The 15,889-nt window shown below is 44.8% G+C and carries 12 protein-coding genes; 2 read left to right on the top strand and 10 right to left on the bottom strand.

Features of this window, described 5'->3' with window-relative positions; translation table 11 throughout:
• Window positions 1–169: 169 nt before the first annotated feature.
• The 7 genes from sohB to FTT64_RS08680 form a co-directional block, all read right to left on the bottom strand.
• Window positions 170–1,132 carry a protease SohB gene (gene sohB, locus FTT64_RS08710; RefSeq protein ID WP_075174762.1) on the bottom strand — a complete coding sequence of 321 codons (963 nt, stop codon included), beginning with the start codon at window positions 1,130–1,132 and terminating at the stop codon, window positions 170–172.
• A gap of 397 nt (window positions 1,133–1,529) precedes the next feature.
• A complete protein-coding gene (pstB, locus tag FTT64_RS08705; RefSeq protein ID WP_005176754.1) occupies window positions 1,530–2,459 on the bottom strand; it encodes a phosphate ABC transporter ATP-binding protein PstB in 930 nt (309 codons plus the stop codon).
• Window positions 2,460–2,472: 13 nt separating this feature from the next.
• Window positions 2,473–3,867, bottom strand: a complete 1,395-nt coding sequence (gene pstA, locus FTT64_RS08700; protein WP_160241466.1) for a phosphate ABC transporter permease PstA — start codon at window positions 3,865–3,867, stop codon at window positions 2,473–2,475.
• Complete coding sequence (pstC, locus tag FTT64_RS08695) at window positions 3,867–5,246, bottom strand: phosphate ABC transporter permease subunit PstC (protein WP_005176748.1); 1,380 nt, start codon at window positions 5,244–5,246, stop codon at window positions 3,867–3,869. The genes pstA and pstC overlap by 1 nt, the downstream gene beginning before the upstream one ends.
• Window positions 5,247–5,347: 101 nt before the next feature.
• Entirely contained in the window at window positions 5,348–6,373 is a 1,026-nt protein-coding gene (locus FTT64_RS08690; protein WP_180103828.1) for a substrate-binding domain-containing protein, read from the bottom strand.
• 597 nt (window positions 6,374–6,970) lie between these two features.
• Window positions 6,971–8,503 (bottom strand): aspartate aminotransferase family protein, encoded by a 1,533-nt coding sequence (locus tag FTT64_RS08685; protein ID WP_005176744.1) that lies wholly within the window; start codon window positions 8,501–8,503, stop codon window positions 6,971–6,973.
• A 3-nt stretch (window positions 8,504–8,506) separates the two neighbouring features.
• Entirely contained in the window at window positions 8,507–9,880 is a 1,374-nt protein-coding gene (locus FTT64_RS08680; protein ID WP_005176742.1) for a diaminobutyrate--2-oxoglutarate transaminase, read from the bottom strand.
• Between the two features lie 468 nt (window positions 9,881–10,348).
• Between FTT64_RS08680 and FTT64_RS08675 the strand changes: the two genes are divergently transcribed.
• Window positions 10,349–11,053: an SIMPL domain-containing protein gene (locus FTT64_RS08675; protein WP_180046740.1), complete on the top strand. Its 705-nt coding sequence runs from the start codon at window positions 10,349–10,351 to the stop codon at window positions 11,051–11,053.
• Window positions 11,054–11,136: 83 nt separating this feature from the next.
• Here the strand turns inward: FTT64_RS08675 and proB are convergent, their stop codons facing one another.
• Together proB and cgtA are read right to left on the bottom strand one after the other, a co-directional pair.
• On the bottom strand, window positions 11,137–12,270 hold the full coding sequence (gene proB, locus FTT64_RS08670; RefSeq protein ID WP_005176735.1) for a glutamate 5-kinase: 1,134 nt from the start codon (window positions 12,268–12,270) through the stop codon (window positions 11,137–11,139).
• A 29-nt stretch (window positions 12,271–12,299) separates the two neighbouring features.
• A complete protein-coding gene (gene cgtA / locus FTT64_RS08665; RefSeq protein WP_180103830.1) occupies window positions 12,300–13,511 on the bottom strand; it encodes an Obg family GTPase CgtA in 1,212 nt (403 codons plus the stop codon).
• A gap of 266 nt (window positions 13,512–13,777) precedes the next feature.
• On the opposite strand from cgtA, the gene FTT64_RS08660 reads away from it, so the two are divergent.
• Complete coding sequence (locus FTT64_RS08660; RefSeq protein WP_180182285.1) at window positions 13,778–14,965, top strand: MFS transporter; 1,188 nt, start codon at window positions 13,778–13,780, stop codon at window positions 14,963–14,965.
• 505 nt (window positions 14,966–15,470) lie between these two features.
• Here the strand turns inward: FTT64_RS08660 and FTT64_RS08655 are convergent.
• A complete protein-coding gene (locus tag FTT64_RS08655) occupies window positions 15,471–15,845 on the bottom strand; it encodes a helix-turn-helix domain-containing protein (RefSeq protein ID WP_180103831.1) in 375 nt (124 codons plus the stop codon).
• Between the last annotated feature and the right edge of the window lie 44 nt (window positions 15,846–15,889).

The raw sequence follows: 15,889 nt of genomic DNA, 5'->3' as shown, positions 1-15,889 counted from the left end.
GAGTGATGGGAGAGAATGTTCAAGAGTGGATTCTAAATGTTCAGATAAAGACATAAAAAAATGAGCGTATTTACATACACTCATTTTTACTACATTTTACTAAAATTTGCTTAACTGACTGGCATTAACTCGATTGAGTGCTTTTTCATGTTTCATGAGCAAAATTGGATTAGAGCTTAGGATCGCGCATTTGCACCAGGTTGGCACTGGCTTTGCTTAAAGTATCCATGACTTTATTCATGACCGCAGGTACCAGAGAATCTGCCACCTGTGCGGCTTGTAGGCCGAGTTTTTCACCCAAGGTTGGCTTGCGACGGGTTTCAATGACATAAACATCATGCTGTGGCAATAATCCTAACAGGTATTCATCTGAGGTTTGCAGTTTATCGACCAGGTTCAGATCGGAAGCATCCTGACCATACCAGTGTTCACCTGTAGCAACTTTTTCTACATTGAGCTGCGGACGGTACTTTTCAACAAAGTGCTTGAACAGGCTGTGAGTTTGTTGCAACTCTTCTTCAAACTTGGCCTTGCCTTCTTCGGTATTTTCACCAAACATGGTCACGGTGCGTTTGTATTGACCAGCCGTATACAGTTCAAAATCTATATTATGCTGTTTTAGCAGACGGTTAAAGTTTGGCACCTGTGCCACCACGCCAATTGAACCGACAATGGCAAACGGTGCAGAGATAATTTCATTGGCGATACAAGCCATCATATAGCCACCGCTGGCTGCGACCTTATCAACACAGATGGTCAGATGAAAACCAGCATCACGCAGACGTACCAGTTGTGCAGCGGCTAAACCATAACCATGTACCATCCCGCCCGGACTTTCCAAACGTACCACCACGCGGTCACGTCCAGCTTTGGCTGTGGCCAGAATTAAGGTAATTTCTTCACGCAGATTTTCTACCGCAGAGGCGGCCATATCCCCTTTAAAATCGAGTACATAAATTTTCTGGTTATTCTTTTTACGCAGGCGTGCCTCTTTGGACAATTGCTGGCTAAATTGCAACAGCTCCAGTTTGGAGGCCGTAGTCTGCGCTATTTTTTTTCGTTGTTCGTTAATACGCGCATTTAAATGACGGATACGAATTTCGGCAGGTAGTTTTGGGGAATGAAATAACATATAAAAATCTGTTCTCAATTTTATTTTGGCTAAGCTTTAGATGAGGGCGGATATTGAGAATTCAATATTAGCGCATTTATTTGCTTAATTTAATCTACTTCCGTGTTAACCGTAGTGTCATTTTTGCAACAACTAAAAAATACAGCCCTGTTGAACAGGACGGGATTTTTAAAAGCTGGGAAAGCTCAACATTAAAACCACCAACTGGATAGCAGATGGAATGATCTGCTCCGGATTCAGCCCTTCAAACTGAAATCTATTTTGAGCTTTGTTTTAAGCGTGTTGATAGATGGATAATCCACCAGATCCGCTATGACCCTCCCCCTACCCCTCAACCAGAGCCATAAAAAAACCGCAAATATTGATTTGCGGTTTTTTGATATACAGCGGTTGGCAATTAACCAAAACGACCTGTAATGTACGCTTCCGTTAATTGATGGTCTGGTTGAGTAAAGACTTTTTCAGTCGAGTTCACTTCAATCAGATCACCCAGGTGGAAGTATGCGGTACGGTCTGATACACGCGCTGCCTGTTGCATCGAGTGCGTAACAATCGCAATGGTGTACTGGGTAGACAGCTCAGAAATCAGTTCTTCAACTTTTGCAGTTGCAATCGGGTCCAGTGCGGAACATGGTTCATCCATCAGAATGACTTCTGGTGAAACCGCAATGGTACGCGCGATACATAAACGTTGCTGCTGACCACCTGACAGACCAGTACCTGGCTGGCTTAAACGGTCTTTAACTTCATCCCACAGACCAGCTTTACGCAGGCTGTTTTCAACAATTTCTTCAAGATCGTATTTGTCACGCGCCAAACCGTGCAGTTTCGGGCCGTAAGCCACGTTTTCAAAAATTGATTTCGGGAACGGGTTTGGCTTCTGGAACACCATACCCACCTGAGCACGTAGCAACACCACGTCCAGGTTCGGATCATAGATGTCCTGATTATCCAGCATGACTTTACCGGTAACGCGGCATGAATCAATGGTGTCATTCATACGGTTTAAGGTACGAAGGAAAGTCGATTTACCACAACCTGATGGACCAATGAAGGCAATGACTTCATTTTCATAAATATTCAGGTCAATGCCTTTAATTGCTTCAGATTCACCATAGTACACATGAACATCGGAGGTGCTGAGTTTGACATTGTTCGATTTGGCTTCTTTTTTGCTCGCCGCCTGGGTATCAAACTGGGACACAAACGAAGTTGCAGGCTGTTTGTGTTCTTCACCTTCGGTTGACGTAAATTGTGTTTGCTCTGGATTCACTGCTTTATCCTGTTCTAAGGAATTCGGTTTGTCTGTGCTTAATACAGTAGTCATATTTTGCCCTCAATTACCAACGTACTTCAAATTTCTTACGTAACCAGATCGCCAGACTGTTCAGGCCGATCATGAGTGCAAGAAGTACGATAATGGCGGCAGCGGTACGTCCTTCAAAGAAGTTACGCAATTCATTGCCCTGCCATAGGAAAATTTGTACCGGTAATGCGGTAGATTGATCAAATGGAGATGCCGGTACGCTCGCAACGAAGGCACTCATACCAATTAATAGAAGTGGTGCGGTTTCACCCAATGCTTGTGCAACACCAATAATCGCACCGGTTAAAATCCCTGGTAATGCCAGTGGCAATACATGATGGAATACGGTTTGTAGACGTGATGCACCCAAGCCCAATGCAGCCTGACGAATAGATGGCGGCACCGCTTTTAGTGAAGCACGTGTGGTAATAATTACGGTCGGTAAAGTCATTAAACTTAGAACTAGACCACCCACCAGTGGCGCAGATAACGGTAAATGCATCCAGCCAATGAAGATGGCAGCGCCCAACAGACCAAATACAATCGATGGAACTGCGGCCAGGTTGTTAATGTTCACTTCAATAATATCAGTAATGACATTTTTTGGTGCAAATTCTTCCAGGTAAATTGCAGATGCCACACCAATTGGAATCGAGATAAAGATCACGATCAGCATCATGAACAATGAACCCATGAAGGCACCAGCCAAACCAGAAGTTGCAGGCGAACTACGCGAGTCCGGGCTGACAAAGATGTTGGTATTGAAAGTATTTTCTATAATACCTTGGGCTTTCAGATCATCTGCCAGCTGACGGATTTCCGGGCTTAGCTGCTGCTGTTCTGCCGGTAGGTCACGGTCAATATTGCCCGCAAGCCATACATCTACATTGGCATCGGCCAGAATTTTCACTTCTTTGGTTTGACCAATCAGCGATGGATCTGCCAGTACCATATCACGTAAGCGATAGGTTTCAGAACTGGTGTACATGTAGCCTAAATCATCACGCTTGGCTTCAAGCGCCGCATCTTTAGCGACGATACCATTAACGATAAGCGCATCCCAATCGACCATACCCATTTCAGTCTGCCAGGCAATCATACGGTCATTAAATTGTGCCGGAGATTCACCTGCCTGCTGTTTTGGCTGGGCGCCCACATTAATAATGCTTGGGTCAAAGTAGACTGGCACTGCCATACTGCTTTGCCAGAATGCCGGTAAACCTTTGGCCAGAATACTGCCGAACAGTAACACGACAAAGAATAAACCTGCCAGTACCGAGGCCAGACCAAACATGCGGAAAGTGCTTTCTTTACGATGGCGTTTTGCTAACGAGCTTTCAATTTTCTGTTTACGTTGTGCGCGTAATTCAGCGGCCGCCCGTGGATCAAGCGGTTGTTGATCCATTGAAGTAGTATTTGAAGTACTCATTAGTCGTATTGCTCACGATATTTACGCACGATGTAAAGTGCCACAATGTTCAAACACAGGGTAATAACAAACAGGGTTAAACCTAATGCGAACGCCACCAATGCCTGCGGACTTGCGAAGTCGGTATCACCGGTTAACTGGTTAACAATCGTCATGGTCACGGTTGCAACCGCTTCTAGCGGGTTGGCATGTAACAACGGACTGTTACCTGCGGCCAGGACCACAATCATGGTTTCACCAATTGCACGAGATGCAGCCAGCAAGAAGGCACCGATAATCCCTGGCAAGGCAGCCGGCATCACCACTTTACGAATGGTTTCCGACTTAGTCGCACCCAGACCCAACGAACCATCACGTAGAGCACGTGGTACCTGGGTAATGATGTCATCAGATAAAGACGATACAAATGGAATGATCATGATGCCCATTACCAGACCGGCAGTTAAAGCACTGGTAGCATTGATATCAATACCCAGCAGTGCACCGGCACTTTTCAGGAATGGACCAATAATCATTAAGGCAAATACACCATATACAATGGTCGGAATACCGGCCAACACTTCAATGGTTGGTTTTGCCCAAGAACGGAATTTCGGAGATGCATACTCTGCCAGGTAAATGGCAATCATCAGACCAATAGGTACTGCAACCAGCAATGCAATCGCACTGACCAGCAAGGTTCCCCATAACAGCGGTAACAGACCATATTCACCATCGGCACTACCGGTGGTACTAAAACCTGGGTTCCACTGGGTACCAAAGAAGAAGTCCATTGGGCTGACGAAGCTAAAGAAGCGCATGGCTTCCCCGAACATCGACATCACGATACCAACGGTGGTCAGAATGGCCACACCAGAACAGAGGGCTAAAGAAATGTTAATGATCTTTTCAACCTGGTTACGGGCACGGTACTGTTGAGAGACACGTTTTTTCGCCCATAGCAAACCAATTAACGCTGCACAAATCACAACGGCCAGTTTGATATAAGAACCAATGGTTTCAAATTTTGCTAATTGTTCAGCAGCTGCCAGTTCATAGGCGGCTGGTGTATCAGTGACACCAAAGCCAGAAGCTAGTGCTTGCACACGGTCTACCAGAACGCTGGTGCTGGCTGCATTCAGGTTGGCAGCAACATCTGCCGGTACATGACTCAGTACTACCTGTTCCAAAATGGTTGGTTCAACCAGATTCCAAACAATCAAAATTAAAAAAGCAGGGATCGCACACCACAACGCCACCAACGCACCATAATAACCAGGGCGTGAGTGCAACATTGCAGAATTATTTCCCTTACCTGCTAGGTTACGGCTTTTGCTTAACCCGATTTGATAGGCTATGGCAATAATTGCCAGTAACACACCTATGAGTAGCAGATTCATGTATTCTCCACCGTTTTTTCAATTTTCATTATTTGAAAAAACATTTCTCTTCGCAAAAAGCTGATGGCAGGAAACCCTGCCATCAGCTGTTTTAACCACAATTATTTAACAGCTTTACCTGCTTTGAAGTTCGCCAGGATTTGCGCACGTTCTTTGTCAGATAAAGAGATCAGACCTGCTTTGTCTAACTTAGAACCTTTACCAGATACTTTCTTGCTTAAGAAGAATTCTGTGTACTTTTGTAAGCCTTTGATTGATTTCAGGTGCTCACCTTTCACGTAGAAGAACAATGGACGTGAAACAGGGTAAGAACCGTTCAGGATTGTTTGCTCAGATGGCGCAACGTTGTTTACAGTTGCAACACGTAGCTTGTCACGGTTTTGGTCATAGAAACCTAGACCGAATACACCCACTGCACTTGGAGAAGTTCTTAAACGTGCCAGTGTTTCAGTGTAGTCACCAGCGATTTCAATCACACGGCCATCTTTACGGAAAGTTGTACATGCTTTTTTCTTCGCATCTTTGTCTAATGCTTTGATTGCTGCGTAAGCTTCACAACCTGCATCAACCATTTTCTCCTGGAACACTTCACGTGTACCGTGGTTAGATGCTGGAATTACCAGAGTAATTGGTTCATTTGGAAGTGATTTGTCAATCTGGTTCCAACGTGTATATGGGTTAGCAACCATTTTACCTTTCGATGGAAGCTCAGCAGCCAAAGCAGCAAATACATGGTAAGGTTTTAATTTATAAGCAGCTTTGTTTGAGTTTGACGCGAATACGATACCGTCATAACCAATTTTAACTTCTAAGATCTGGTTCACGCCTGCTTTTTTACATGCAGCGATTTCTGAATCTTTAATTTGACGAGATGAGTTTGCGATATCAATTGTGTTATCGCCCACACCGTTACAGAATTGTTTCAAACCACCTGAAGAACCGCCAGAACCAACAACAGGCGCTTTGAATTGTGGGAATGTGTTACCGAACTCTTCTGCTACAATACTTGCGTATGGCAATACTGTAGAAGAACCAGCGATTTGGATGGTGTCACGAGCTGCGTTCGCAGTTGTTGCTACAGCTGCCCCAGATAGTGCTAATGCAAGTGCGATATTGGTAAAGCGCATTCTGTTCTCTCTCAATTTATGCAAATTCGGAGTACGCCACTTTTTATTAAGTTTTGTACTTATTTCGTTATGTGCATTGTGAGTTTAAAATATGACAATAAAGTTACACCTTTATGACACTTTAATGATGTTTTATTTTGCAGCTTGTTTTTATAATTTCTAGAAGCCTGCTTTATACCAAAATATTAACTTAAGATAATGATTTTAATAACATTTAACTACCTTATTAAAATTTCGAAAGATGTCTAAAAAAATATGAAAGCGCTGTAAAAATATGACAAAATGCCAATCCAGCACCGGTTCACTTTCTTACAATTGTCATAATTCTCTCTGGTTGATGACAATCACCCGATATTCTATAAAAAGCGAAATTGATTGTTTTTCTTAAACTTAATATATTCATCTGTTGCCTGAAACACACGCTCTCAGCCAATTGATCACTTCACTGTACTCAGCCACTTTATTCACTTCTATCCCCTTCTTTTGGCCCGTTTGGCTTGTTAACAGATACATGACATTCATCTTCATTTTTTTCAATTCAATGACCCGAGATAAAAAAAGAGGCCTTGTAGGCCTCTCTTTCTTTGCAGCATGCGATTAAGCGATTGGTGGTGTGTAAGTACCATCTGCAATTGAAGCTTTAATACGCTCTGCTTCTGCCAGCACAAGTGCCAGCAGGTTTTTCACGTTGTCTAATGTTGCAACCGGGCTTAACGTGGTCATTTTCAATGACTGAACCTGACCCACTTTGGTTACACCAATATTCGCTTCACCACGCGCAAACAGTTCATCTGCGACGTTCTGGTTCAAGGCATCGACAAATTCAGCCGGATAGCCTTCAGGCACCACACGGAACAATACCGATGCAAATTGCGGCTCTACCAGCAGCTCAAGACCATCTGTTGCTTTAATATAAGCAGCAACATCACGGGTTAAATCCACACCATGATCGATCATTGAACCATAAAGCTCTTCGCCCAAGGCTTCAACTGTCATCCACAATTTCAAGGCATCAAAACGACGCGTGGTTTGCAGTGACTTCGATACCAGGTTTGGTACGCCATGTTCTTCATCATAAGCAGAGTTCAGATACTCAGCTTCATAATGCATGAAACGGTAGTTGGCTTCGTCTTTTAACAAGAACGCACCACATGAAATGGTCTGGAAATAATGCTTGTGGAAATCAAGCGTCACAGAATCCGACAATTCGATGCCATCGAGCATAGAACGATAGTCATTCGACAAAATCAGTGCACCACCCCACGCCGCGTCAATGTGCATCCACGCGCCATATTTGTTGGTGATTTCACGAATTTCTTTTAATGGATCAATCGCGCCCGCATCGGTTGTACCTGCAGTTGCCACCACACATGCCACAATTTTGCCTTCAGACTGAAGGTGTGCCATGGTTTTCTCAAGTGCAACCACATCCATCTGTGCATTGTCATTCACAGGAACGGTCACCACAGACTGGAAGCCCATGCCCATCATCGCCATGTTCTTTTGCACAGAGAAGTGTGCGTTTTCAGAACAGATAACTTTGACATTACGCATTGCATCCGCCGGTACACCATCACGCTGCACTGACCACGGCTTGCCGTTTTCATCTTTCCAGTTTTTCGCGATGCAGGCATCACGCGCCAGCAGTACACCCATCAGGTTAGACTGCGTACCACCTGAAGTGAATACACCGGCCTGACCTGAACCGTAACCGACTTTTTGGCGTAACCAGTCGATTAACTGCACTTCCATTAATGAACCGGCCGGGCTTTGATCCCATGAGTCCATGGACTGGTTAGTGGCGTTAATTAACACTTCTGCGATCTGGCTGGCCACCATGGTTGGACAGTGCAAATGCGCCAGTGAATGCGGATGGTGAACTTTCAAGCTCTTGTTCAGGAACAGCTCGACCATGCGCTCTAAAGATTTCTGTACACCCAGACCTTCTTTCGATGGATTGAATGAAATGGCACTGCGTAGCTCTTTAATGCTACCACCGGTGTACATTTTATCGTTTTGCAACCATGCTGCGACAGCTTTTGTCGCTTGGTCCATTGCTGACTCATAGTCAGCAATAGATTGAGCATCATTGCAGAGTAAGGCTTTACGATGTTCTGCAAAATCTACCATGTATTATGCGCCTCGTACTGCTTTCAGTGCTTCAGCCACAGCTTTCTTGAAGCGAGCAATCACTTCTACACACTCTTCCTGATTAATGATCAGCGGGCAAAGTAAACGGATTACCGTACCGCCACGACCACCTTTTTCTAACAACAGTTTGTTGTCAAAACATGCAGCCTGAATTGCAGCAGCCAGTTGTGAATCTGCAGGATAAGCACCTAAACGGTCTTTTTCCTGACGCTCATCTACAATTTCAACACCAATCATTAAACCGCGGCCACGTACGTTACCGATACATGGGAATTCAACTGCCAGTTTTTTCAGTTCAGCTTGCAGGAAGTCGCCACGCTCTTGCGCATTTTGCGCCAGGTTTTGTTCTTTAATGGTGTTGATTGTCGCCAGACCAGTACCCATTGCCAGCTGGTTACCACGGAAAGTACCGGTATGGCCTGCTGGTTGCCAAGCATCAAACTTACGTTTAATCCCTAACACCGCCAGTGGCAAGCTACCACCAACCGCTTTCGACATAACCACTACGTCTGGCTCAATACCAGCATGTTCATAAGCAAACATTTTGCCTGAACGCGCAAAGCCTGCTTGAACTTCGTCAAGAATCAACACGATGTTGTGTTTTTCAGTCACTTCACGGATTTTTTTCAGCCATTTGGTAGGCGCAGTAACCACACCGCCTTCACCCTGAATTGCTTCAAGAATTACAGCAGCCGGTTTAGTAACACCGCTTTCCACATCTTCAATGAAGTTTTCGAAATAGTAAGTCAGTGCATCCACACCTGCTTCACCGCCAAGACCCAACGGGCAACGGTATTCATGTGGATACGGCATAAATTGTACGCCTGGCATTAAACCGTTTACGGCATTCTTGGCAGACAGGTTACCTGTCATTGCCAGCGAACCGTGAGTCATACCGTGGTAGCCACCTGAGAAGCTGATTACAGAGCTACGGCCGGTAAATGTTTTTGCAAGCTTGATTGCTGCTTCTGTTGCATCTGCACCAGATGGACCACAGAACTGCAAGCAATACTCTTCTTTGCCACCTGGCAGGTAAGCAAGAAGCGCTTCAGTAAATGCATCTTTTAAAGGTGTAGTTAAATCTAAAGTATGTAAAGGAAGACCACTCGCGATGGTGTCTTGAATACTTTGAATCACCGCAGGATGATTATGGCCCAAAGCCAATGTACCTGCCCCAGCTAAACAATCCAGGTACGTCGTACCCTCAACATCGGTAACCCAGCAACCTTGTGCCTTCGCTATCGCTAACGGTAATTTACGAGGATAACTACGCACATTCGATTCCATCTGACTTTGGCGAGTCAAGTAGTATTCGTTTGTGGAATTGGTGGCAGGGTTTACAGAAGTAACGCTCATATCGAATTACCATCTCTGATATGGGTTGAAGAAATAAGTCGGGTGACTTGTGGTCCTTTGACTCGGTGCTTTATAAAAATCTAGTTAGATGATCTAGATAATATTCAATAACTAGGAGCGCGATGATACCTAATTTTTCAGGAAAATAAACCGCTTTTGGCATTTTATCGAGCTAATTTTATCGAAAAGTTCTATCGGTCTAACCATTAGATTGAATTATCATCTTACAATGTGACAGCAGAAAGAAAACCGCATTCTTGATATTTTTTTTAACCCTATGTAAGTTGCCTGCAGAATTAAACCCAATATTAAATATAACATACTGTTTTTAAACAAATAATTAAGCCATTTGCAGTCAGCAGATTTTATTATTTTTTTTACAATCCCACCACAAACTCTGCAAAAATTAGCCATATTGCTTGGCTAATATGTTTTGATAGATAAATACCTATAAAACAGGACAAAATCATGCGTTTTATTACTCTCTCCAGTTGCTTATTGGCCGCCACAGTTTCAGGTAGTGCCTTGGCGCAGACCACCGAAAAACTGAACTATAACCTGATCAATGTTCAGGCAGAAGCCAGCCGTCAGGTATCCAATGACCAGATGAATGCGGTGCTGTATATCGAGCGCAGTCATAAACAGCCTTCTGAACTAGCCAATCAGATCACCCAAATTATGAATCAGGCGATGGCCACAGCGCGAAAATATTCGACGGTTAAAGTAGAAAGTGGTTCACAGTCGACTTATCCGGTTTATGACAATGACAGTCAAAAACTGAAAGAATGGCGCGGTCGTGCCGAAATTCATCTGGAAAGTACCGACTTTAAAGCCGCCAGCCAGCTCATTGGCGAGCTGCAGCAGCGCCTGCAAACTCAATCAGTACATTTTAGTGTGTCAGATAGCCAGCGTAAGAAAGTCGAAAATGAGCTACTAGTTGAAGCTTCGAAAAACTTCCAGCAACGCGCACAGTTATTGACCCAGGCCTGGAATAAATCAGGCTATCAACTGGTCAATCTGAACATGAATACCAATAACTATACCCCGCGCCCGATTGCAATGCGCGCCAATACCGCCAAGTTTGCAGTGGCTGAAGCAGCACCTGCACCGGATATGGCTGCCGGTGAATCGAAGATGACGGTGAATGCCAACGGGACGATTCAGTTTAAGTAAATTGCTCGTTACCTCTATTTCCAAAATAAAAAATCCCGCTCGGAAGCGGGATTTTTGTATTTCTTAAGTTGAATCTGTATGGCTTAGTAAATCGCCATATGATTGCGATGAATCATCTCCAGCGAACGCGCTTCACCCAATACCTGATGCACTTTGTCCGAGGCCAGACCTTTAATAATGTCTGCTGAACGCGAGCTAAAGTTCACCCGCCCGACAGCCACCCGATGGCCTTGACGATCGACACATTCCACCACATCACCACGCTCGAAATGCCCTTCCACGGCGCGTACACCCACCGGTAACAGGCTACGATGATTTTCCTTGATGGCTTTTACCGCACCTTCATCCAATACCAGACGGCCTGCGGTTTGCAGATGCGCCGCTAGCCATTGCTGATGTGCGGTGATACGATCATTGTCGGTAATAAACAGCGTACCGAGCATTTCGCCATCCATCAGACGGGCCAGTACATTATCACTTTCACCGCTGGCAATTAAGGTTGGACAACCCGATTTGGCTGCTAAACGCGCTGCACGGACTTTGGTCAGCATACCGCCACGGCCAAACTTGCCACCACCACCGGCCATATCGAACAGGCTTTCATCTAAAGCACGTACGGTATGGAACAGTTTGGCATCCGGATTAGAGCGCGGATCAGAATCAAACATGCCTTGCTGATCGGTCAGGATAATCAACAGATCCGCATGTACCTGTCCGGCCACCATAGCTGCCAGGGTATCGTTATCACCAAAACGGATTTCGTCAGTGGAAACCGTGTCATTTTCATTAATCACCGGAATCACGCGCCAGTCAATCAGGTGCTGCAAGGCATCACATGAATTGAGATAACGGCGACGATCTGCCAGGTCATCATGAGTTAATAACACTTGCGCAGTTTTAATGTCGTGTTTTTCCAGCACGCTGGACCAGGTTTGTACCAGCCCCATTTGACCAATGGCCGCACAAGCCTGAAGACTGGGTAGATCAGTGGGTCGATTCTCTAGTTTCATTCGAACCATGCCTTCAGCCACAGCACCGGAGGACACCAGAATAATCTCGTGTCCTGCATTATGCAGATCTGCAATCTGATTCGCCCAATGCGAAATTGCATCCAGATCTAAGCCTTTCCCGTTTGCTGTGAGTAAAGATGATCCGATTTTAACAACGATTCGTTTACAACCCTGGAGCTGACGTTGCCCATCTACCACTTCTATCATCTTGTCCTCAGTTACTCTTCATCAAGAGCTTAACGTACGTAATATACTTCCATTTCGCCATCATCTTCATCGTCATCATCGAAGTCATCGCCCTGACCCGCCAGACGTTGCTGACGACGCATTTCACGATAAGCTTCTTTAGCGGCGATGGTTTGCTCGCGTGTTTCAGCTTCAAGCTGGTCACGGAAGGCTTTCATTTCTGCTGCATAGTCTGGATCTTCAACTTCGCGTTCGCGTTGCTGTTCAATCTGATCCATCAGGTAGTACACCACTTCTTTGGTACCTTCAGACATTAGGCCCGAGGTCTGGAATACCGGACCATCCCATTGCAGTTCTTCCAGAATATGTTTACACCATTCTTCGCGTGAATCTTCCTGTAATTGGTCGAGCTTGTTCAGCACCAAGACTACGGGCAGTTTGGCCAGCGTTGGCGAGAATTTTTCCAGCTCGTTCAAAATGGCACGGGCATTGTGTGCCGGATCTGAACCATCAATTGGCTGTACATCGACAATGTGAAGCAGAATACGGGTACGCGCCAGGTGTTTCAGGAAGCGAATCCCTAAACCAGCCCCTTCTGCCGCACCTTCAATCAGACCTGGAATATCGGCCATCACAAAAGAACGATGACGATCGGCATCGACCACACCCAGGTTTGGCACCATGGTGGTAAACGGATAGTCTGCAACTTTTGGTTTTGCTGCCGATACTGCACGAATAAAGGTTGATTTACCGGCGTTTGGCATACCCAGTAAGCCAACATCTGCCAGCACTTTCAGCTCTAAACGGATTTCGCGGAATTCACCTTTCACACCTGTGGTAAATTTACGCGGGGTACGGTTAGTCGATGATTTGAAGTGAGTATTCCCCAAGCCACCATCACCGCCCTGGGCAACCAGTACTTTCTGACCGTCTTCGACCAAGTCAGCAATAATGTCACCAGAATCTGTATCTACAATCGTGGTGCCTACCGGTACTTTCAGCACCACAGATTCACCACCACGGCCAGCACAGTTTGCGCCTGCACCATTTTTACCGCGCTCAGCACGGAATTTACGGGTATAACGATAATCTACGAGTGTACTGGTGTCGTCATCGGCCTGAATATAAATGCTACCGCCACGACCACCATCACCACCATCTGGACCACCAAATGGTACGAATTTTTCACGGCGAAAACTGGCTACGCCATTGCCACCGTCGCCAGCCTCTACGGTAATGACTGCTTCATCAACAAAGCGCATCTTGCCAATCCTCTAAAAACTTTAAAACCGCCTATTCTGCCATATTTTAAAGGATTTCTCGAATAATTTATGCAGCAAATCTATTGTGCTCACAATTCTTTTTACAATTTGTGTGTCGCCATCTAAAAAGCGTAATCTAGCTAAAACCCGGCAGCGCTTATTTTTTCCCAAGCATGATATTCAGCAATCAAATGATTGTTTTTTCTTATTTCTATTTTCAGTCCACAACACCTATAGTGTGCTACTCGCTGACTTGAGAAATTGTTATGTCCTCCCCAACCGCCACGCCAGTGCTGTCCCCTCAATTTGTATTACTGATGGCGCTGGCCTGTGGCCTCTGTGCCGGTTCTGCCTATTTTAACCAGCCACTCATTTATTCAATTGAAAAAAGTCTGGGCATTAGCACCAGTCAAGCCGGCTTTGCTGTAGTAGTCGCGCAAATTGGTTATGGTTTAGGACTTATGCTATTGGTGCCACTGGGTGATTTACTCAATAAACGCAAGCTAATTGTTAGTCTGATGGTCTTCGCGGCAATTTCACAAATCCTGCTGTCTTTGAGCAGCAGCCTGTCTGGACTGTATTTCTTTACCTTATGTGCCACTTTTGGTGCGATTTCTGCGCAGGTGTTAATTCCGTTTGCCTCGACCATTAGTCCGCCGGAATCGAGTGCTGCCATTGTGGGTAAACTGATGAGTGGTCTGGTAATGGGGATTATTCTGTCGCGCACCTTTGCCGGTTTTGTATCGACTTACTGGTCATGGGAAGGTGTGTATTTATCTAGCGGAATACTGACCTTGGGCTTTGCCCTGTTGATGTGGCACAAACTGCCGAATACCGAGCCACAATCCGGTTTAACGGTGATGGGAATTTGTCGTTCCTTATTTAAACTGGCGCAGCATCATCCGCATTTAATTCGCCGTGCCTGTGCCGGCGCCTTAGGCTTTGGCATTTTGTCGATGGTCTTTACCTCAATGACCTTTGTCTTGGGCAGCGCGCCTTATCATTTTAGTGATTTTGAAATTGGCCTGTTTGGCTTACTTGGCGTGATCGGGATTTATTCGGCCAGCTGGTCGGGGAAAACGGTGGGACAAGGCAAGGAAAATCTGGTTGCAACGCTATGTATTTCCCTGATGCTGTTGTCCTGTATTCCGCTATTTTTTGCCCAGCAGAATATTGTGGTCTACGCGATTGGGGTACTGATGAGCTATTTTGGCCTGACCGCATTTCACGTATTAAACCAGAACCTGGTCTATCGGATTGATATTAAAGCGCGTTCAAGAATTAATGCGGTATATATGACCATTTACTTTTCAGGGGCAGCCATTGGTTCACTCGGTGCGGTGTATGCCTGGGAACATTTTGAATGGATTGGCTGTGTGGCACTTGGACTAGTCTTTGCGCTTGGTATTTTAGTGATTGACCGTTTTGATTTTAAAAAGATGAAACAGGCTTAAAATATTTTGATTCATCACTGCTCATGACTCATTCATAAGATAAATCCTGCAAGTTCCTTCTCCCTTTGGGAGAAGGCTAGGATGAGGGAATTTGATGCAAAATGAGAAGTTTAAAATGGCTTATAAAAATATTATTTCTTTTTATTATTTTTGATCAATTGCATAGCGCATTAACTCCTGCCGTAGCTCGATAAAAATATGATCTATGTCTTTTCCAAGCCTAGATACTCGATAATCAATAAACTCGATATTTTTCGACGTTAACCTCCGCGAATAGCTTGAATATAATCCTAAGCTTTTATGATTAAATTGCTTAATCCTCTCCTTTAAGCTTTGATCTCCAGTCGTGTCTTCCAGAAATTGAAAATGAGCCCAACATGTTTGTGCTTAAGTTATGGAATTCGGCTATGAAATAAAAGTCAAAATAATGGCATAGACCACTAAAAGTGACGCGGCCAGATGTTCAGAGGGTTTCATTATTGCTTCCCCACCCGCAACTTAATGTCTATTTTGAAACGCGCGCTTTATTCTCTAAAATCTCAGGCAAACTATGCTCTACCCATCCAATCAAGTAATTTAACTTTTCAGACGCTTGCGAACCCAAAATCGTCAGCTGATATTCTACTTTTGGTGGCACAACGGGATAAACCGTTCTTAATATAAAACCATCTTGTTCCAGCATTTTTAAAGTCTGCGCTAACATTTTCTCGCTCACCCCTTCAATACGCTGCTTTAACTCGCTAAAACGATGTACACCATCACTTAAACAGCGCAGAACCAATACCGACCATTTATTGGTTAAGTGTTCCAAAATTTCACGCGATGGACAATCTGTGGATAAAACCTGACCAAGTAATTTACTGGTTTCATAAGCTGACATAAAAATCTTTCCTGTGAGTAATAGACTTACTTTTTGGTACGTAC

It is taken from the genome of Acinetobacter sp. Q186-3 (genome assembly GCF_013420655.1).
In the GTDB taxonomy this organism is placed as follows: Bacteria; Pseudomonadota; Gammaproteobacteria; order Pseudomonadales; family Moraxellaceae; genus Acinetobacter; species Acinetobacter indicus.
The sequence above is the reverse complement of the archived record's forward strand: the minus strand, read 5'-3'. Positions and strand labels throughout refer to the sequence as shown.

Bases quoted from the DNA above. Each gene is read 5' to 3' on its own strand.
- FTT64_RS08660 (WP_180182285.1), top strand. From the start codon at position 13,778: ATGTCCTCCCCAACCGCCACGCCAGTGCTGTCCCCTCAATTTGTATTA.
- FTT64_RS08675 (WP_180046740.1), top strand. From the start codon at position 10,349: ATGCGTTTTATTACTCTCTCCAGTTGCTTATTGGCCGCCACAGTTTCA.
- sohB (WP_075174762.1), bottom strand. From the start codon at position 1,132: ATGTTATTTCATTCCCCAAAACTACCTGCCGAAATTCGTATCCGTCAT.
- FTT64_RS08680 (WP_005176742.1), bottom strand. From the start codon at position 9,880: ATGAGCGTTACTTCTGTAAACCCTGCCACCAATTCCACAAACGAATAC.
- cgtA (WP_180103830.1), bottom strand. From the start codon at position 13,511: ATGCGCTTTGTTGATGAAGCAGTCATTACCGTAGAGGCTGGCGACGGT.
- pstB (WP_005176754.1), bottom strand. From the start codon at position 2,459: ATGACTACTGTATTAAGCACAGACAAACCGAATTCCTTAGAACAGGAT.
- pstA (WP_160241466.1), bottom strand. From the start codon at position 3,867: ATGAGTACTTCAAATACTACTTCAATGGATCAACAACCGCTTGATCCA.
- proB (WP_005176735.1), bottom strand. From the start codon at position 12,270: ATGATAGAAGTGGTAGATGGGCAACGTCAGCTCCAGGGTTGTAAACGA.
- FTT64_RS08685 (WP_005176744.1), bottom strand. From the start codon at position 8,503: ATGGTAGATTTTGCAGAACATCGTAAAGCCTTACTCTGCAATGATGCT.
- FTT64_RS08655 (WP_180103831.1), bottom strand. From the start codon at position 15,845: ATGTCAGCTTATGAAACCAGTAAATTACTTGGTCAGGTTTTATCCACA.
- pstC (WP_005176748.1), bottom strand. From the start codon at position 5,246: ATGAATCTGCTACTCATAGGTGTGTTACTGGCAATTATTGCCATAGCC.
- FTT64_RS08690 (WP_180103828.1), bottom strand. From the start codon at position 6,373: ATGCGCTTTACCAATATCGCACTTGCATTAGCACTATCTGGGGCAGCT.